Raw genomic sequence first — 18894 nt, 5'->3', positions numbered from 1 at the left:
TCTGGGGTAGCTACCCTTTATACACTGTCCTGGATCCTTTCGGAGGTTGCATGAAAGCACTCACGTATCACGGCCCACATCATGTTCGCGTCGAGAATGTCCCCGATCCCATCATTGAACAGCCAGACGATATTATTCTGCGGGTCACGGCTACGGCGATTTGCGGGTCCGATCTGCATCTCTATCGCGGCAAAATCCCGAAGGTGCAACACGGCGATATTTTTGGTCATGAATTTATGGGGGAAATCGTTGAGTGCGGCAGGGAGGTGAAGAGTTTACAGAAGGGCGATCGCGTGGTTATCCCGTTTGTGATTGCCTGCGGTGACTGTTTCTTCTGCCGTCTGCAGCAATACGCGGCCTGCGAGACGACCAACGTTGGGCAGGGCGCCGCGCTGAACAAAAAGCAGATTCCCGCGCCGGCCGCGCTGTTTGGCTATAGCCATCTCTACGGCGGCGTGCCGGGAGGCCAGGCGGAATATGTTCGCGTACCGAAGGGTAACGTTGGGCCGTTCAAGGTGCCGCCGCTGTTGTCCGATGACAAAGCGCTGTTCCTGTCAGATATTTTACCCACCGCCTGGCAGGCGGCAAAAAATGCGCAGATCGACAAAGGATCGAGCGTGGCCGTGTTCGGCGCCGGGCCGGTGGGGTTGCTGACCATTGCCTGCGCGCGACTGCTCGGGGCGGAACAGATCTTCGTTATCGACCATCACCCGTATCGCCTGCGATTCGCTCAGGCGCGCTACGGCGCAATCCCTGTCAACTTTGATGATGATAGCGATGCCGCCGAAAAAATCATTGAGCAAACTGCCGGCCAGCGTGGTGTCGATGCGGTGATTGATGCCGTCGGGTTCGAAGCCAAAGGCAGCACCACGGAAACAATCCTCAGCAACCTTAAAATTGAAGGCAGCAGCGGCAAAGCGCTGCGGCAGTGTATCGCGGCTGTCCGGCGCGGCGGCGTTGTCAGCGTTCCTGGCGTTTACGCCGGGTTTATTCACGGCTTCCTGTTTGGCGATGCCTTCGATAAAGGGCTGAGTTTCAGGATGGGGCAGACACACGTCCACGCCTGGCTGGGCGAGTTGCTGCCGCTTATCGAAAAAGGGCTGCTTACGCCGGAGGAGATTGTGACCCACTATCTGCCGCTGGCGGATGCGGAACGCGCCTACAAGATTTTCGAAAAACGGGAGGAGGAGTGCCGCAAGGTCATTCTGGTGCCGGGAGCGGAAACGCCTGACGCGGCGGCACAGCAGGTGAAAGGCCTGGTCAATGCTTTCCCGGGTGGGGTGGCGTGAGATTATCGCTTACCGATGACGCTCAAGATAAAGCACCGCCATGACGATGATCGCCAGAATAATGAGAAAAATAAGTGTGATAACCACTATCTCACTCATGACCGTCCCCGCGGCACCCAAACAGATTAAGCGTGGGTTAAGGGGTTTTCGGGCGATATAGGATAATCGGGTGAATTTGCGGAAAGAGGATGCGGGTGCATCCTCTGTGCAACGCGGGAGCGTTTGTTCAGATGGGGTTAACGCAGGTAGTCGCCCGCGGCTTCTGGCTGGTAGAGCAGCTCCAGCACTTCCAGATGCGCCGCGGCACCGCCTGGCAACGCCCAGTTGATGGTGTCTCCTGTACGCAGACCAAGAAGCGCGGCACCCACAGGGGCAAGGACCGAAAGCTGTGCGCTGCTGTCGGTCATCTGCGCCGGGTAGACCAGCGTTCGGGTCAGCTCTTCACCGGTGGCCAGGTTACGGAATTTAACCCGGCTGTTCATGGTGACCACGTCGTGCGGCATGGATTCAGGCGTGCACATCTGCGCCCGGTCAAGCTCTTCATTCAGGGCGTCAGCCACCGGAAGCGAAGCGAATTCTGCTTTTTCCAGCAGTCTGTCAATACGTTCTGCGTCAAGCTCATTGATGATGATGGTGGGTCTGGACATTTTTTACTCCATGTCGTTAATGCTGCGTGTAACGCAGAAACCAATCCAAAAGAAAACCCTCGCCGTCTGGCAGCGAGGGTTTAACTCTTCTGATGATACTGGCTGAGCGCACAACTTTGAAGTGATACAGGTCACATTCATGGGTCATATGAATTTTCGGTGAAAAACGTGCTCCCTTGCCAATTTGCATTATTCTTTTTAAGCGCCCCTGTGGGCGACTATCCGCATTCAGTGTTTCTTCTCAGGAGATCTCATGAGCGATTACGACAAAATTACGTTGAAAGACGGCAGTTATTTATATTTTAAAGACTGGGGAAGCGGGCAACCCGTGGTGTTTAGCCACGGCTGGCCGCTGACGGCGGATGCCTTTGAAGACCAAATGTTATACCTGGGGTCAAAAGGATTTCGCGTAATTGCACATGACCGCCGCGGACATGGCCGCTCAGCGCAGCCGTGGGATGGGCACAATATGGATCAGTACGCCGACGATCTGGCTGAGCTGACGGCGCGTCTGAATCTGAAAGACGCTGTTCACGTGGGGCATTCAACCGGCGGTGGCGAAGTGGCGCGCTATATTGGTCGCCACGGTACGGATCGCGTGGCGAAAGCGGTACTTATTGGTGCCGTGACACCGATTATGATCAAAACCGATTTCAACCCGAACGGTGTGCCGAAAGAGGTGTTTGATGGTATTCGGGAAGGCGTGATTAACGATCGTGCGGCTTTCTTCTATGCGCTGACCGAGGCGTTTTATGGCTATAACCGCCCGGGGGCGAAAGAGTCCAAAGCGGTGCGGGAGAGCTTTGTTGAGCAGGGGCTTCAGGGGTCGATCAAGGCGCTGTATGACTGCGTCAAAGCGTTCTCTGAAACCGATCTGCGTGAAGATCTGAAAAAGATGACTATCCCGACGCTGGTGATCCACGGCGACGACGACCAGATAGTCCCGATCGAGACCTGTGGTCGGGTGGCTGCAGAGATCCTGCCGAACGCTGAACTGAAGGTCTATGCCGGGGGTTCTCACGGCATATGCACCACGCATAAGCACCAGATCAATGACGATTTGCTGAAATTTATTCAGTCTTAATTCCTGGCGGATTGCGTTACGCTGAGTGTCCTGATCCAGGGTACTGAGCGAAACGCAATTCGTGTCTGCCCCACCATTAAGAGAGCACTATGTATTTCTATCAACCTTCTCTGGGACACGGCCTGCCGCATGACCCACTGAACGCGATTATTGGCCCACGCCCGATTGGCTGGATCTCCTCGTGCGACAACGCCGGTCAGCTGAATCTCGCGCCGTATAGCTTCTTTAACTGCTTTAACTATCGTCCGCCCATCATCGGTTTTTCCAGCAACGGCTGGAAAGACAGCGTGCGTAATATTACCGAAACCGGCGAGTTTGTCTGGAACCTGGCGACGCGCGATCTGGCTGAAGCGATGAATGCGACCTCGGCTATGCTTCCCCACGATGAAAATGAATTTACCTTTGCGGGATTAACGCCAGCGGCCAGCCAGCTGGTGAACGCCCCGCGGGTGGCAGAAAGCCCGGTTAACTTTGAGTGTCGCCTGTCGCAGTGTATTCAGCTTACCGGGGCCGACGGCACACCGGTTGATACCTGGCTGGTGCTCGGCGAAGTGGTGGGTATTCACATCGCCGAAACGTTGCTGGAAGAGGGGATTTATCAGACGGCGAAAGCGCAGCCCATCCTGCGTGCGGGTGGGCCGACGGCTTACTATGGCATCAGTGACGAGCACCGGTTTGACATGACCCGACCGATCGTCAATCAGTGACCGGCTTTATCAATGACGAATTGTTTTCCGCAGTTACCCGGGTGTGGCTGCGGAGCAAATGAGGTTGCAGAAAGCGGGTTATTAATGGTGTCTGCCTTCAGTGAGATCTGCATTTCAGTCAGGTAGGACGGGTTGCCATTACAGGTAAGCTTGAACGCTTTGACATTCTCCTTGCCCCAGCCTTTGGCCACGGCGCTGTCAAAGTCGCTGCGGCTTACGGTTTTTCCATAGTTATCGGCGAGGAACTTGCCGACCGCGCTGTTTTTTATCTCCTGATTCATGCGCACCATCGTGCCGAAATACGCGTCAGGATCAAAACCAAAGCACACGCCGTGTTTGGCATATTCGTAGCGTTCCAGGCAGGAGTTACCGCCAGCACCCGGCATAACGCTGTTCAGCTTAGCAGCACCTGAAAGCGACAGTCCGGTTTCGGCGGCAGCGCATTTGCGGCTGGCCTTCACCTCCGGCATGTTCGGGATTGGACGGGTTGCGCAGCCAAAACGCATCCAGCGACGTTCATCCACCCCCCGTGCGGCAACAGACTTTGGCAGCCCCGGCCATAATCCGTGCACAGTCAGAAAATCGGTTTTGTTATTACTCTCTTTTTGTAAACGGCACTCTTCGGGCTCGTTACGGTTACGGTCGGCCATGCTCTGGCAGAACCCGGTTTGCCAGGAAAGAGCCAGAACGTAGCGATCGAAATCGCCATACTGCGTTGCCTTGAGTGGGTCGGCCTGTGCGGAGAATACACAGAGTGCCAGCGCGATTGCGCCAGACGGAATAACGATATCCTTCCTGAACATGTGATTTCCTGATCGAATGAGCATGAATAATTTCTGGAAATTATTAAAGCACAAAAAGCGCCCGCAGGCGCTTTCTGGATATCAGGAATTTAGCTTAAGCTGCGCCGGGTACCAGCACCTGCGTAGCAATAATCACGATAATCAGCCCCACAATCACGGGGACGGAGGTGCGTTTGATCACTTCAAAAGGCGAGATTTTTGCCATCCCGGCAACGGCTACAACCACACCCGATACCGGCGAAATGGTGCGACCGAGGTTTGACGCCTGCAGCATGGGGATGGAGAGATAGGCCGGGTTAATGCCTGAGGAGTGAGCCAGTTTCGGGATCATCTCAACAAAGGCGTAGAACGGCGCGTTACCTGAACCGGTGGTCATGGCGGCCAGCATGGTCAGCACCACCAGAACCAGCATCAGGATAATACTGGCCGAGCCGAACGAGGTGGCGATGGAAATCAGGCTCTGAATAAAGCCGATGGTGCTCAGGCCCTGAGCGAAGACGCCTGCTGCAACCAGCAGCATAACGACCCCTGCAAACGCATCCGCCATACCGCGATAGGCCACTTCCAGACCCGAGAAGACTTTCTGCGTGTTAAACCCACGCACAAACTCCAGCAGGGCGGCCAGCAGCATGCAGATCACCAGAATGGTGATGATGTGCAGCTGCGGGCCCCATTTACCGTCAAAAATAAGCACGCCAATAATAGGTGTGAACGGCAGAATGGCATAAAACGCTGGCGCGGTGGTGGTGATTTCACTCACGTCCAGCATCTCGTGGCTGATGTTCTCTTTCTTATCGAGATAACGCTGCCAGAAGAAGTGTGCGATGCCCATGCCGACAATGGCGACGATAGAAATGGGCAGCGTGGTTTTGAACGCAAAGTCGATAAGCGACATCTCAGCGGCTTTGGCTGCGAGCACGACATCACCGGAGGTGGGGGAAAGAATAATGGCGGCTGGCGAGGCGCAAATCGCGGCGGCCGCGCCGCGGCTGATACCGACGTTAACCATAATCGGGAACAGGGTAGCCATTAACAGTACGCCCAGACCGGTGGCGGACGACACGGCGAGAGACATCAGGCAGGCAAGGAAATAGGCCGCGACCATCAGCAGATAGGGGGAGTTAATGTACTGCAGCGGTTTGGAGGCCAGTTTAACCACCATATCATTCGCGCCGATATGGGTCATGTACGCCGCAAAACCGCACAGCATCATGATCATCATACCCAGGTCGCCACCGCGGCTCATGAGCAGGATTTTAATGTATTCAACAATGTCAGTGGCGGTGTAGCCCGTACTGTCTGCGCTGGCCGGTAACACCTGATGGCCCATGATGGCGCTGATAATGAGCAGGGTTAGCCCGCCGACAAATAACACCCCTGTGGCCGAGTAACCTTTAATGATGTAGCGCGCTACACCGACAATGACGACGACTCCGATAAGGAGCTCGATAAACGTAAGCATGGTTTCCCCTGTATCCTTGCTGCCCGAGAGCACAAATAATCAATAAAAAAGAAGGATGAAATGTGCCGAATTAATGTTCTGTCCTTGCTGATTAAAATCAATAAACAGACTACTAAAGAAGATATTAACGGTATTTTTGCCATAGCCCCGGCATTTATCTCATGCGCATATTGACCGGTATAGATATCACTATATGTCAATTAAATGATAATGGGTTGTTAAATATTTTGTGGGTTTAAATTCGCCGCAGAAAGAAAAGGCAAAAACCCTTTGGGAACTGGGTTTTTAATGGCTGCCGGCAGCCCTCCGGGACGGGCCCTGGAGACCGTCATTGCTGGCGTTGGTTGGGTTATCCAGCGTATTAAAGCCTAATAAAGGCTTACTTTTGTTGTGCTTATTATGGCGTGAAGGTATGTTCCTCTCAGAATATTCCCAGGAAGAAGCTGATTAATTAGGAATAACGCTGATGCTGTTAAGCTTTGATTAAACTATTTTATGGTAAACTTTGCCTCGAATACTAAGAATGGTAATTGCATTGTGATTGTACGTAATAAATTTTTCCTCATTTTGTTGTTTATTTTTGGGCAGTTAGCATTGTCGTCTGTTGCACACGCCGAGAGCAATGCAACCGATAAAGGCTGGTTCTCCACCTTCACTGATAATGTGTCGCAGACCTGGACTGCGCCAGAGCATTATGACCTGTATGTTCCGGCAATAACGTGGCATGCGCGTTTTGCCTATGACAAAGAAAAGACTGACAAATATAACGAGCGCCCGTGGGGGGCTGGTTTTGGTCAGTCGCGTTGGGACGAAAAAGGGAACTGGCATGGCATCTATCTGATGGCCTTTAAAGATTCCTTTAACAAATGGGAACCGATCGGGGGTTATGGCTGGGAGAAAACCTGGCGTCCGTTAGCCGATGAAAACTTCCATGTGGGGCTGGGCTACACCGCCGGTGTGACCGCACGCGACAACTGGAACTACATTCCGATTCCGGTGCTGCTGCCTCTGGCCTCTATCGGCTATGGTCCGGCAACGTTCCAGATGACCTATATCCCGGGGACATACAACAACGGTAACGTTTACTTCGCCTGGATGCGTTTTCAGTTTTAACTGAAAAAACGTCACGTACTGGTGAAAAAGTGTGCAGTCGTTGATTCCGTTGAGATAAAAAACCGTCAGCAGAAATTAACGCGACTTTAGTCACTTTTTATCAAAGAACCGCTGGACAAAAGGTCCCACAATTGATGTACTGGTACCCGACACAGCATTTGTGTCGTTTTTTAATGTAAAGGTAATTTTGATGTCTAAGATTAAAGGTAACGTTAAGTGGTTTAATGAGTCCAAAGGATTCGGTTTCATTACTCCTGAAGATGGCAGCAAAGACGTGTTCGTACACTTCTCTGCAATCCAGTCTAATGGTTTCAAAACTCTGGCTGAAGGTCAGCGTGTAGAGTTCGAAATCACTAACGGTGCCAAAGGCCCTTCTGCTGCTAACGTAATCGCTCTGTAATTCAGACGCGTCAGCAAGAATTTCAAAACCCGCTCACTGAGCGGGTTTTTTTTCGCGTTGAATCAGCTAAGCAGATACATTTTGAGGAAGCTGGCAACGATCAGCACGCTCAACAACACCACACCTGCGCTCATCAGGTTCTGTTTCATTCTGTCACCCTCGTTCAGTATTGCGTTCAGAGTGACAGAGAAAAATTAAGCCAACATTAACGCAGCGTCTGTTAGTGCGTCGTGGCGGAGGAAAATAGCCAGAATGCGATCCCCGTCATCGCAAAGGAGCCGAGCATATTAATCGCAATGTTCATCAGCGCCCAGCCGACACGCCCTTCCTGAAACAGGAAAACCACTTCCGCCGAGAACGTTGAGAAGGTGGTTAAACCGCCGCAAAAGCCGGTGGTAATCAATAGCTTCCACACGGGATCGATATGCGTCATACGGTTAAACCAGGCCAGCCCCACGCCAATAATGAAAGCACCTATCAGGTTAGCCGCCAGCGTACCCATTGGAATAGCCTGATGCAGGGGATTAAAACGCATACTCAAAAACCACCGCGCAACGCTACCCGTACCCCCACCAATAAAAACGGCTAAAAGTAGTTGTAACACTGTAAATACCTGCTATTTGATGTGTAAGAGTGGCGAGTTTAACGCGGTTTTTGCTGAGGGGACAAATATGTATGTTGCGGTAGGACAGTTTGCGGTTACGCCTGACTGGCAAGAGAATGCAGATAAATGTGTCTCTCTGATGAGGCAGGCCCGCCTGAAAGAAGCTTCCTTGCTGGTGCTGCCGGAGGCGCTGCTGGCAAGAGATGACAACGACCCGGACCTGTCGGTGAAGTCTGCCCAGCCCCTGGACGGCGGATTTTTACAGCACCTGCTGGCGGAAAGTGCGGGCAATGGTTTGACCACCCTCTTTACGGTGCATGTCCCCTCGACGGCAGGACGAGCGGTAAATACGCTCGTGGCCATCCGTGACGGCGCGATCGTTGCGCGCTATGCCAAACTCCATCTTTATGATGCCTTCAGCATTCAGGAATCGCGGCGGGTGGATCCGGGAGACAGCATCCCACCGCTGCTTGATGTCGATGGCTTTAAGATTGGGTTGATGACCTGCTACGACCTGCGTTTTCCTGAGCTGGCACTTACGCTCGCGTTAAAGGGGGCTGACGTGCTGGTTGTGCCTGCCGCGTGGGTCAAGGGGCCGCTTAAAGAGCATCACTGGGCAACGCTCCTTACAGCGCGTGCGCTGGATACTACCTGTTATGTTGTGGCCTCGGGGGAGTGCGGCAATAAGAACATTGGGCAGAGCAGGGTGGTGGATCCGCTGGGTGTTACGATAGCCGCTGCGGCGGAGGCCCCGGTTTTGCTGATGACAGAGTTACAGCGGGAGAGGATTACGCTTGCACGGCAGCAATTACCGGTTCTTCGCAACCGTCGGTTTGCGCCACCGCAATTATTGTGATGTTTTTTTCAACAATGCTTGATTCACCTTGTTACAGATTGCTATTGTGTGCACGCGTCAAATGACCGTTAATACAATCAGGTTTTTGGCGCTGAATGCAGCCTGGTTTATGTAAAGAAGGTATCTATGGGTGAGATTAGTATTACCAAACTGCTGGTGGTTGCCGCACTGGTCGTCCTGCTGTTTGGTACCAAGAAGTTACGCACGCTGGGTGGTGACCTGGGTGCCGCCATCAAAGGCTTTAAGAAAGCAATGAACGACGATGATGCGGCTGCGAAGAAAAGCGCCGAGGGTGACATCCCGGCAGAGAAGCTTTCTCACAAAGAGTAACGGCAATGCCTGAGGGCTTGCGAAAAAAAACCGGCTCAAGAGGCCGGTTTTTTTGTATTACTGTAAGTGAATATTACAGTCTTATTTCACTTCTTCGCCTTTTGCCTGCATATCGGCATGGTAAGAGGAGCGAACAAATGGGCCGCAGGCTGCGTGGGTAAAGCCCATCGCCATCGCTTCGGCTTTCATCTCATCAAACTCATCCGGGCTCACGTAGCGCTGCACGGGCAGGTGGTGGCGGCTTGGCTGCAGATACTGTCCCAGCGTCAGCATGGTCACACCGTGGCGGCGCAGATCGCGCATCACTTCGATGATCTCAGCATTCGTTTCACCGAGACCAACCATCAGGCCTGACTTGGTGGGAATATGGGGATGCGCTTCTTTAAAACGCTCCAGCAGCTTCAGAGACCAGTTATAGTCCGCACCAGGACGTACCTGACGGTAGAGACGTGGCACGTTCTCCAGGTTGTGGTTAAACACGTCTGGTGGCGTTGCGGTCAGGATGTCCAGCGCGCGATCCATACGGCCGCGGAAGTCTGGAACCAGCGTCTCAATTTTGATGTTCGGGCTTTTCTCGCGAATAGCGGTAATGCAGTCAGCGAAGTGCTGAGCACCGCCATCACGCAGATCGTCACGGTCAACGGAGGTAATAACGACATAACGCAGCGCCATATCGGCGATGGTCTGTGCCAGTTTCTGAGGTTCGTTGGCGTCGGGCGCTACCGGGCGGCCATGAGCCACATCGCAGAACGGGCAGCGGCGGGTACAGATGGCACCCAGAATCATAAACGTCGCGGTACCGTGATTGAAACATTCAGCAAGGTTCGGGCAAGAGGCTTCTTCACAGACGGAGTGAAGGCCGTTCTTGCGCATCGCCGCTTTGATCCCCTGGATACGCGAAGAGTCAGCCGGAAGTTTGATTTTCATCCATTCCGGTTTTCTTAACAGCGCTTCGCGCTCTGTAGCCACGTTTTTAACCGGGATAAGGGCCATTTTATCGGCATCGCGGTATTTAACACCGCGTTCCATCACAATGGGTTTACTCATAGCGTGCGTGTTCCAGTTGCGAATATCGAAGGAAAGCGTTTCTATTCAAGGGAATGTTGTATTTATCAACTATTTTTGAACGAACGACAGGCAGTATATCATTGAAACGGTCGGTAAAGCAGCCTGCCAGGTCGCCAATTTGTAAAATAGTTGTTGTTTTGTGCGTTTTGCCCGGCAGGGGACAGGGGCTTGTGCTGTATCAACCAGTCAGAAGGCCTGGCGGATGACGCGGATAACGTTTTCCAGCACCGGATCGCGCAAGCTGAGTTTGTTGTAATGCAGTGAAATCTCGATAGATTCCGCATTGAGCTGGTTGAGAGGAATGCTCTCCAGCGGCCAACATTTACGCAACAAGGTATACAGACGCGAAGGCATGATGCAGAGCATGTCGCTGCTGCCAATCAGGGAGGCAGTGGTGAACATATTGTAACTACTGAAGCTGATCTGGCGTTCCGGGAATATCTCATCGATTCGCTGACGCAGCGCATGGTTGGACTGTCCTTCGGTCATGAAAGACGAATGATCGTAGTTGCGCAGATTTTCAATGGTCAACGGCCCGCTCAGGGCGGGATGCTGCTGGCGGCACACCAGCACCAGGTTATCCGCATACAGGACATGTTGTCCGAGCGCTCGGGCGCTAAAGCTGCCGCTTTCTATAATCAGGTCGGTCTGAAACTGAGCAAGCTGAATATCAGGCTCGTTGAGCGGCACATTTCGCAGCAGGAGCTGGGGAACATGCTCTTTTATCGCCTGAAAAATAGCGGGCATCACCAGCACGCCGACAGACGGGGTGCAGCCGATAGTGATGGTTCTCTGTTTGTCATAGCTGCCGGTTAAATCCAGCGCACCCAGAATCGACTCCAGCCCCTGGCTGATGTACTCATGCAGATGGGTGGCGTAGGCCGTCGGCGTAACCCCCTGGCCCTTACGAATAAATAACGGGTCGGGAAATATAGCGCGCAGTTTTTGAATTGACTGGCTTATTGCTGAAGGCGTGAGATTAAGAATTTTCGCAGCATTAACGATACCCTTATGGACATATACTGCCTCAAAAATAGTCAACAAATTGAGATCAATATTACGTAAAGTCCGAAAAATTTGTGGCTTGTCCTCACCACCTGGGTCATTCAGTCGTTTGGCTGGTAAATTATTATACTCCACGCTTTCACTCCGTATACATTCACATTATGAATGATAGTTGAATTTATTTATTATGCTTGTAGAGATTCGTAAAGTGTTGGTTTTGTTTCACTTGTTTATCAAAAACAAACAGTTGTGTGATTATCACGCAAGTTACTTACGCCCTGTATGCAGTTCTGGCTGGAGGCTAAATAATATGTAGCGGTAATATTCGGGCGCTTCGAAAATATAGAATAAGCGGATTATTGTAAAGCGTAAAAGCGGTAAATAAACAGTGGCCCGTCAAATAATCGAGCCATGATGCATGATATATTAAGCAGTGATATATTCGTAAGATGGATTGTTAAGTAGGGCTAAAACGTTCTTCAAAAGCACAGGACGAATATTCTCGGGCGTTGCGCTTTCAACCCACTGGCGCATTTGCGTCATCTCCATTCCGGCGTAGCCGCAGGGGTTTATGCGCTGGAAGGGGGTAAGATCCATATTAATATTCAGTGCCAGCCCGTGGAAGGAGCAGCCCTTGCGGATACGCAGCCCCAGTGAGCAAATCTTACTTTCTCCTACATAGACGCCCGGCGCATCGGCACGCGGATGGGCTTCAATACCGTATTCCGCCAGCGTGTTAACCACGGTTTGTTCCAGCAGGGTAACCAGTTCGCGAACGCCGAGCTTTCTGCGCTTCAGGTTCAGCAGAACGTACATCACCTGCTGCCCGGGCCCATGGTATGTGACCTGCCCACCGCGATCGCTTTGGATTACCGGGATATCTCCCGTCATCAATAAATGTTCCGCTTTTCCCGCCTGTCCCTGTGTAAATACCGGCAGGTGTTCGACCAGCCAGATCTCATCAGGGGTGGTGTCATCGCGTGAATCGGTGAAATCATGCATGGCCTGGGAGACAGGCTCGTAAGGTTGCAGCCCGAGATGACGGACAAGAATTTTATCCTGATACAAAAGGACGTCTCCGAAGACGAGGGACAAAAGGTGAGGGAGAGTATATCACAAGCGGGGAGGCGGGTTACCCGGCAAACCGGGTAACCGCAGAGGGACTACAGCACCATACGAACAATTTCGATATTGCCGAGCTCTTCGTACAGCGTCTCAACCTGCTCAATGTGGGTTGCGGTAATGGTAATGGATACCGAGTGGTAGTTGCCCTTGCTGCTTGGTTTTACTGACGGAGAGTAGTCACCCGGCGCATGGCGCTGTACCACTTCAACCACCTGATCAACCAGCTCAGGTTTCGCCAGACCCATTACTTTGTAGGTAAACGGGGTAGGGAATTCAAGCAGTTCGTTAAGTTTGGTTTTCATGTCAGCTCCGGCGTAACGTCAAAAAGAATAACTCCCACGACAGGTGGGAGTTATCAGGATATCTAGTATATGGGGATCAAAATCACACTTTCAAGTGTTCAATTTTTAGCCAAACCAGTGATGGAACATCAATTTAATGTAATCAATGATTTTGCCGAAGAAATTGCCTTCCGGGATTTCTTGCAGAACAACCAGCGGACGCTGATCGATGGTTTTACCATCCAGCTGGAAGTTGATGGTGCCCACCACCTGGTTTTTCTGCAGTGGCGCGTGCAGCTCAGTGGTGTTCAGTACGTAGCTGGCTTTCAGATCTTTCATGCGACCACGAGGAATGGTCAGGTACAGATCTTTATCCACGCCAAGGGAAGCACGGTCGTTATCACCGAACCAGACTGGCTCAGAAGCAAACTCTTTACCGGCTTTCAGCGGGTTCACGGTTTCGAAGAAACGGAAGCCCCAGGTCAGCAGTTTCTTGCTTTCCGTCTCACGACCTTTGAAGGTACGACCGCCCATCACGGCAGAGATCAGACGCATCTGGCCTTCGGTGGCAGAAGCAACCAGGTTGTAGCCAGCTTTATCGGTATGGCCAGTTTTGATGCCGTCAACGTTCAGGCTGTTATCCCACAGCAGGCCGTTACGGTTGGTCTGACGGATACCGTTGAAGGTGAACTCTTTCTCTTTATAGATGGAGTATTCGTTCGGCACGTCACGGATCAGCGCCTGACCAATCAACGCCATATCACGTGCGGAGCTGTACTGACCATCTGCGTCCAGACCATGTACGGTCTGGAAATGGCTGTTCTTCAGACCCAGCGCGGTGACGTAGCTGTTCATCAGACCGACGAAGGCATCCTGGCTTCCCGCGGCGAAATCGGCCATTGCCACGCACGCATCGTTACCGGATTGCAGGTTAATACCACGGATCAGCTGAGAAACAGGAACCTGCATGCCCGGTTTCAGGAACATCAATGATGAACCTTTAAATACCGGGTTGCCGGTTGCCCACGCATCGTTACCGATGGTGACCAGATCCGTTTCTTTGAACTTCCCTGCTTTCATGGCCTGGCCGATAACGTAGCTGGTCATCATTTTGGTCAGGCTGGCCGGATCGCGGCGGGCGTCGGCATTCTGTTCAGCCAGCACTTTGCCAGAGTTGTAGTCGATCAGGATATACGATTCCGCGTCGATTTGCGGAACGCCAGGGATCATGGTCTTGATATTCAGGTCATCGGCGTGAGCTGCAGAGAGAGCAGTTGCGCAAAGGGCCGTGGTCAGCGCCATGCGCTGCACAAAACGAGCAGAAAAAGTGGTCTTCATGGTCAGAACAACGACATCCGTGATGGAATTAAAAAAAGTGCCTTACTATAGCAAATGCTATTCAGGCAGGCATCCGACTTTAAGCATGAGTTTGTGAATGTGTTTTACACAAATTGACACTTTGGATGCCGCCAGTTCATTATTTCGCTACAGCGATAAATGATTGTAGTTGGGCTTCATTTTGCAGGCGCTGCTGCAGAGACGCTGCCTGCGATTTGCTGGCAAACGGCCCCATCTGAATACGCCATACTGCGCCGTTTTGCGCAACGCGTCCCGGAACACCAAACTGCTGGCTCAGACGCTGTTGATACTGCTGCGCACGGGCCTGATCGCTTACCGCCCCAACCTGAACCACAAAGCCGCCACTGGCCGCCGCTGGAGCCGCAACCGGTGTGCTTTGCGCCGTCGCCGGAGCCGTTACGGGCGCAGGTTGTGTGGCAGGAGCGGCAACAGGAGCCGGTGCTGGCGTTGGTTCGCTGCCTTCCAGCACGCCGGTGGCTAACGTAGTCGGCGCGCCAAGGAAGCCGCTACTCTTTACCGGCGCACCCGTCGTGTCTTCGCTCTGCAGCGTATCATTGCTGATTGGGCGCACTTCTCCTGCTGGCTGAGAAGACTCTGCCGGAGAAGAGACGCTTCCCATGCCGCCGTCCAGGTTCGGGCGGTCAGGAAGGGCGTAAGTCTGTTTCGCCACCGTCGTACACGCGGTACCTGGCCCGGAGAGGGAGCCATCCTGCGCCACGATAATCGGGTCAATACGGACTTTGGTATTGTTCGAGGTGTTCAGGCGGTCTGCAGCCGCGCGTGACAGGGAGATCACCCGGTCGTTACCGTAGGGACCACGATCGTTAATGCGTACCACGATCATACGACCATTCGCCAGGTTGGTGATACGGGCGTAGCTCGGGACAGGCAGGGTCGGGTGAGCCGCCGTCAGTTGCATCGGATCGAACGCTTCGCCGGTCGCCGTCAGGTTGCTGCCTGGCTCGGCATCATAAATGGCGGCAAAGCCAGCCTGGCTAAAGCGGGAGGGATCCTGAACAATTTTGTAGCTTTTGCCGTCGCGCTCGTAATCCTGATTCGCGCTGGCATTGAGCGGTTCATAAACGGGATCGGCACCGCTGATTTCAACGATCGGGCCATTACAAACCGCAGGCTGCGGCGGCGCGACGGTTGCCTGTTGCTGACCATCATCACTTGTGCAGGCCGCAAGTAAACTTGCCGCAATGCAGATCCCCAGCCACTGCTTACGCATTCCGATCCCCTTATTTTTATACGCTTTTTGACAACATTTTTCTGTGGGTATGGATCGACATCACGATACCAAACCCGGCCATCAACACGATCAGTGCCGAGCCTCCGTAGCTCACCAGCGGGAGCGGGACGCCAACAACCGGCAGAATACCACTCACCATACCAATATTTACGAAGACATAAACGAATAAAATCAGCATCAACCCGCCTGCCATCACGCGGCCAAAGGTGGTTTGCGCACGTGCGGCGATCCACAGCCCTCGCATGATCAACAGCACATACAGCGCCAGCAGAATCAGGATGCCAACCAGGCCCAGCTCTTCCGCCAGAACCGCAAAGATAAAGTCGGTGTGGCGTTCCGGTAAGAACTCCAGCTGGGACTGGGTGCCGTGCAGCCAGCCTTTACCGCGCAGGCCGCCGGAACCGATCGCTATCTTGGACTGAATAATATGATAGCCCGCACCCAGCGGATCGGTTTCCGGATCGAGCAGCATCATGACGCGTTGTCGCTGGTAATCATGCATCAGGAAGAACCAGAGAATCGGGATGAACGCTGCCACCAGCACGACTGCAATGCCAATCAGACGCCAGCTTAAACCCGACAGGAACAGGACAAACAGGCCGGAGAGGGCGATAAGAATCGAAGTGCCGAGGTCAGGCTGCGCCGCAACCAGTAGCGTCGGCAGGAAAATCAGCACCAGCGCAATGGCGGTATTTTTCAGCGAAGGCGGGCAGACGTCACGGTTAATAAAACGCGCCACCATCAAGGGAACCGCTATTTTGGCTATTTCAGAGGGCTGGAAGCGGACAACGCCCAGATCCAGCCAGCGCTGCGCGCCTTTAGAGATGGCCCCAAAGGCATCTACCGCAACCAGCAGCACAATACAGAATATGTACAGATACGGCGCCCAGCCTTCATAGACCCGCGGCGGGATCTGCGCCATGACCACCATAATGACCAGACCCATCGCGATCTGGCCGATTTTGCGCTCCATCATGCCGATGTCCTGGCCGCTGGCGCTCCAGATAACCAGGGCGCTGTAAACCAGCAGAGCCAGCAGGATCAGCAGCATGGCTGGGTCGATGTGGATTTTATCCCACAGCGATTTTTTATTTGGATTATCCGTCATGATTATTGGTCCTCCGCCGCAGCGGCGGCCGGGTTTTCAGCCGGCAGTTCGGTGTTGTTATCACCCAGCATAATGTGGTCGAGGATCTGGCGCATGATGGTCCCTACGGCCGGACCTGCGCCGCCGTTTTCCAGAATCATCGCCACCGCAACCTGCGGGTTATCATAAGGGGCAAAGGCCGTCATCAGCTTATGGTCACGCAGACGTTCAGCAATGCGGTGCGCGTTATAGGTTTCATTGGCTTTCAGACCGAAGACCTGGGCAGTACCGGATTTGGCGGCCACTTTATACGGTGTGCCGGCGAAATACTTATGTGCGGTCCCGTTCGGGCGGTTCGCCACGCCGTACATACCGTCTTTGGCAATTTCCCAGTAACCGGAATGAATGTCACCCACCGGGGCTTCATGCGGCTGGATCCACGGCACTTTTTTGCCGTCTTCAACCGTACTTTGCAGCAGGTGCGGAACTTTCACTACGCCATCGTTGATGAGGATCATCATCGCTTTGTTCATCTGAATCGGGGTCGCCGTCCAGTAGCCCTGACCGATACCCACCGGAATGGTATCACCCTGATACCACGGCTTCTTAAAGCGCTTCAGCTTCCACTCACGGGTTGGCATGTTACCGGAACGTTCTTCTGAAAGGTCAACGCCGGTGTAATGTCCGTAACCGAATTTGCTCATCCACTCTGACAGGCGGTCAATGCCCATGTCATACGCAACCTGGTAGAAGAAGGTATCCGCAGACTCTTCCAGCGATTTGGTGACGTTGAGGTGACCATGACCCCATTTTTTCCAGTCGCGATAGCGTTTTTCAGAGCCTGGTAATTGCCACCAGCCCGGATCAAACAGACTGGTATTGCGGTTGATGACGCCCGCGCTCAGCGCAGAGACCGCCACGTACGGTTTTACCGTTGACGCTGGCGGGTAAACCCCTTGTGTGGCGCGGTTCACCAGCGGTGTATTCGGGTCATTGAGCAGACCGGAATAGTCTTTGCTGGAGATACCATCGACAAAGAGGTTCGGGTCGTAGCTTGGCATGGACACCATCGCCAGAATGCCGCCGGAACGCGGATCGGTGACGACAACGGCAGCACGGCTGCCCGCCAGTAAGGTTTCAATATACTGCTGCAGCTTGAGGTCGAGCGTCAGGTAGACGTCATGCCCCGCCTGCGGTGGCACTTCTTTGAGCTGGCGAATGACGCGGCCACGGTTGTTAACTTCAACCTCTTCATAGCCGGTCTGCCCGTGCAGGACATCTTCGTAGTAGCGTTCGATCCCCAGCTTACCGATATCATGCGTCGCCGCGTAGTTCGCCAGTTTGCCGTCTTTATCGAGGCGTTCAACGTCTTTATCGTTGATCTTGGAAACGTAACCAATGACATGCGTCAGCGCGGAACCGTAAGGGTAGTAGCGACGCTTGTAACCTTTCACTTCCACGCCGGGAAAACGATACTGGTTCACGGCAAAGCGGGCCACCTGGACTTCCGTCAGGTTCGTTTTAACCGGGATTGAGGTGAAACGGTGGGAGCGGGCACGCTCTTTTTTGAACGCGGCGATATCATCGTCGGTCAGATCGACAACGCCTTTTAGCGCTTCAAGCGTATCCTGCACATTATCGACTTTTTCCGGCATCATTTCGATTTGATAAATGGTGCGGTTTAACGCCAGCGGAGTGCCGTTACGGTCGTAGATAATGCCGCGGCTGGGCGCGATGGGCACCAGCTTGATACGGTTTTCGTTTGAACGCGTCTGATAATCGGTAAAGCGGACAATTTGCAGATTATAGAGGTTGGCGATCAGCACGCCGGTAAGCAGCAAAATCCCCGTAAAGGCGACCAGCGCCCGGCGCACAAACAGCGCGGACTCAGCCGTATAGTCGCGAAAAGAATTCTGTAGTTTCATCCGCTGCTTAATCTACCCTGGTCAGTCACTACTCGCGGTGATATGGGTGGTTGGTAGTAATGCTCCACGCGCGATACAGGCTTTCTGCCACCAGTACCCGAACGAGCGGGTGGGGAAGCGTCAGCGCGGAGAGAGACCAACTTTGTTCTGCCGCCGCTTTGCAGGCAGGAGATAACCCTTCAGGCCCGCCAATCAACAGACTGACGTCACGACCATCCTGCTTCCAGCGCTCCAGTTCGTGCGCCAGCTGCGGCGTATCCCAGGGTTTACCTGGAATATCGAGGGTGACGATGCGGTTTTTGCCTGCGGCAGCCAGCATCAGCTCTCCCTCTTTATCGAGAATACGTTTGATATCGGCGTTCTTGCCGCGTTTCCCGGCGGGAATTTCCACCAGTTCGAACGGCATGTCTTTTGGAAAACGACGCAGATATTCAGTAAAACCGGTTTGTACCCAGTCCGGCATTTTGGTGCCGACGGCGACCAGTTGCAACTTCACG

21 protein-coding genes are annotated in these 18894 nt (G+C 53.3%); 7 read left to right on the top strand and 14 right to left on the bottom strand.

Annotation, left to right across the window (positions count from 1 at the left end):
- Positions 1–50 precede the first annotated feature (50 nt).
- Complete coding sequence (locus tag ACMVME_RS12850) at positions 51–1289, top strand: zinc-dependent alcohol dehydrogenase (RefSeq protein WP_414743445.1); 1239 nt, start codon at positions 51–53, stop codon at positions 1287–1289.
- 9 nt (positions 1290–1298) lie between these two features.
- Here ACMVME_RS12850 and yldA read toward each other — a convergent pair whose 3' ends face one another.
- A complete protein-coding gene (yldA, locus tag ACMVME_RS12845) occupies positions 1299–1388 on the bottom strand; it encodes a small membrane protein YldA (RefSeq protein WP_271661446.1) in 90 nt (29 codons plus the stop codon).
- Positions 1389–1525: 137 nt separating this feature from the next.
- The gene (gene rnk, locus ACMVME_RS12840; protein ID WP_014169101.1) at positions 1526–1936 is read right to left on the bottom strand and encodes a nucleoside diphosphate kinase regulator; all 411 of its coding nucleotides are present in this window, start codon (positions 1934–1936) and stop codon (positions 1526–1528) included.
- A gap of 253 nt (positions 1937–2189) precedes the next feature.
- Between rnk and ACMVME_RS12835 the strand changes: the two genes are divergently transcribed.
- Positions 2190–3020, top strand: coding sequence for an alpha/beta fold hydrolase (locus ACMVME_RS12835; RefSeq protein WP_020885006.1), 831 nt, complete (start codon positions 2190–2192; stop codon positions 3018–3020).
- An 89-nt stretch (positions 3021–3109) separates the two neighbouring features.
- Positions 3110–3727, top strand: coding sequence for a flavin reductase family protein (locus tag ACMVME_RS12830; protein WP_025204679.1), 618 nt, complete (start codon positions 3110–3112; stop codon positions 3725–3727).
- Here the strand turns inward: ACMVME_RS12830 and rna are convergent.
- Positions 3721–4530, bottom strand: coding sequence for a ribonuclease I (gene rna, locus ACMVME_RS12825; RefSeq protein ID WP_068795109.1), 810 nt, complete (start codon positions 4528–4530; stop codon positions 3721–3723). The two genes, ACMVME_RS12830 and rna, sit on opposite strands and share 7 nt — an antisense overlap.
- Before the next feature lie 94 nt (positions 4531–4624).
- Entirely contained in the window at positions 4625–5992 is a 1368-nt protein-coding gene (gene dcuC, locus ACMVME_RS12820; protein WP_020885003.1) for an anaerobic C4-dicarboxylate transporter DcuC, read from the bottom strand.
- A gap of 495 nt (positions 5993–6487) precedes the next feature.
- Between dcuC and pagP the strand changes: the two genes are divergently transcribed.
- Both pagP and cspE read left to right on the top strand, forming a co-directional pair.
- The gene (gene pagP, locus ACMVME_RS12815; RefSeq protein ID WP_014169108.1) at positions 6488–7105 is read left to right on the top strand and encodes a lipid IV(A) palmitoyltransferase PagP; all 618 of its coding nucleotides are present in this window, start codon (positions 6488–6490) and stop codon (positions 7103–7105) included.
- Between the two features lie 190 nt (positions 7106–7295).
- Complete coding sequence (gene cspE, locus ACMVME_RS12810) at positions 7296–7505, top strand: transcription antiterminator/RNA stability regulator CspE (RefSeq protein WP_002439184.1); 210 nt, start codon at positions 7296–7298, stop codon at positions 7503–7505.
- Positions 7506–7725: 220 nt separating this feature from the next.
- On the opposite strand, the gene crcB is transcribed toward cspE, so the two are convergent.
- Positions 7726–8109, bottom strand: a complete 384-nt coding sequence (crcB, locus tag ACMVME_RS12805) for a fluoride efflux transporter CrcB (RefSeq protein WP_014169110.1) — start codon at positions 8107–8109, stop codon at positions 7726–7728.
- 67 nt (positions 8110–8176) lie between these two features.
- On the opposite strand from crcB, the gene ACMVME_RS12800 reads away from it, so the two are divergent.
- Together ACMVME_RS12800 and tatE are read left to right on the top strand one after the other, a co-directional pair.
- Entirely contained in the window at positions 8177–8965 is a 789-nt protein-coding gene (locus tag ACMVME_RS12800; protein ID WP_032677679.1) for a deaminated glutathione amidase, read from the top strand.
- Between the two features lie 126 nt (positions 8966–9091).
- Entirely contained in the window at positions 9092–9295 is a 204-nt protein-coding gene (tatE, locus tag ACMVME_RS12795; RefSeq protein WP_014169112.1) for a twin-arginine translocase subunit TatE, read from the top strand.
- A gap of 81 nt (positions 9296–9376) precedes the next feature.
- Here tatE and lipA read toward each other — a convergent pair whose 3' ends face one another.
- The 9 genes from lipA to rlmH form a co-directional block, all read right to left on the bottom strand.
- Positions 9377–10342, bottom strand: a complete 966-nt coding sequence (gene lipA, locus ACMVME_RS12790) for a lipoyl synthase (protein ID WP_014169113.1) — start codon at positions 10340–10342, stop codon at positions 9377–9379.
- Positions 10343–10549: 207 nt separating this feature from the next.
- A complete protein-coding gene (locus tag ACMVME_RS12785; protein ID WP_020885001.1) occupies positions 10550–11503 on the bottom strand; it encodes a YbeF family transcriptional regulator in 954 nt (317 codons plus the stop codon).
- 291 nt (positions 11504–11794) lie between these two features.
- The gene (lipB, locus tag ACMVME_RS12780) at positions 11795–12436 is read right to left on the bottom strand and encodes a lipoyl(octanoyl) transferase LipB (protein ID WP_020885000.1); all 642 of its coding nucleotides are present in this window, start codon (positions 12434–12436) and stop codon (positions 11795–11797) included.
- Positions 12437–12531: 95 nt separating this feature from the next.
- Complete coding sequence (gene ybeD / locus ACMVME_RS12775; protein ID WP_003858718.1) at positions 12532–12795, bottom strand: DUF493 family protein YbeD; 264 nt, start codon at positions 12793–12795, stop codon at positions 12532–12534.
- A 105-nt stretch (positions 12796–12900) separates the two neighbouring features.
- The gene (dacA, locus tag ACMVME_RS12770) at positions 12901–14112 is read right to left on the bottom strand and encodes a D-alanyl-D-alanine carboxypeptidase DacA (RefSeq protein ID WP_014169116.1); all 1212 of its coding nucleotides are present in this window, start codon (positions 14110–14112) and stop codon (positions 12901–12903) included.
- Between the two features lie 139 nt (positions 14113–14251).
- A complete protein-coding gene (gene rlpA, locus ACMVME_RS12765; RefSeq protein WP_032681427.1) occupies positions 14252–15364 on the bottom strand; it encodes an endolytic peptidoglycan transglycosylase RlpA in 1113 nt (370 codons plus the stop codon).
- A gap of 16 nt (positions 15365–15380) precedes the next feature.
- Complete coding sequence (mrdB, locus tag ACMVME_RS12760) at positions 15381–16493, bottom strand: peptidoglycan glycosyltransferase MrdB (protein WP_014169118.1); 1113 nt, start codon at positions 16491–16493, stop codon at positions 15381–15383.
- A gap of 2 nt (positions 16494–16495) precedes the next feature.
- On the bottom strand, positions 16496–18397 hold the full coding sequence (mrdA, locus tag ACMVME_RS12755) for a peptidoglycan DD-transpeptidase MrdA (RefSeq protein ID WP_014169119.1): 1902 nt from the start codon (positions 18395–18397) through the stop codon (positions 16496–16498).
- A 28-nt stretch (positions 18398–18425) separates the two neighbouring features.
- Positions 18426–18893: a 23S rRNA (pseudouridine(1915)-N(3))-methyltransferase RlmH gene (gene rlmH / locus ACMVME_RS12750; protein WP_003858701.1), complete on the bottom strand. Its 468-nt coding sequence runs from the start codon at positions 18891–18893 to the stop codon at positions 18426–18428.
- Position 18894: the final 1 nt, after the last annotated feature.

Source organism: Enterobacter cloacae complex sp. 2024EL-00711 (assembly GCF_047529885.1).
In the GTDB taxonomy this organism is placed as follows: domain Bacteria; phylum Pseudomonadota; class Gammaproteobacteria; order Enterobacterales; family Enterobacteriaceae; genus Enterobacter; species Enterobacter ludwigii.
Note: the sequence above shows the minus strand (reverse complement) of the source record. Positions and strands in the feature narration are given on the sequence as shown.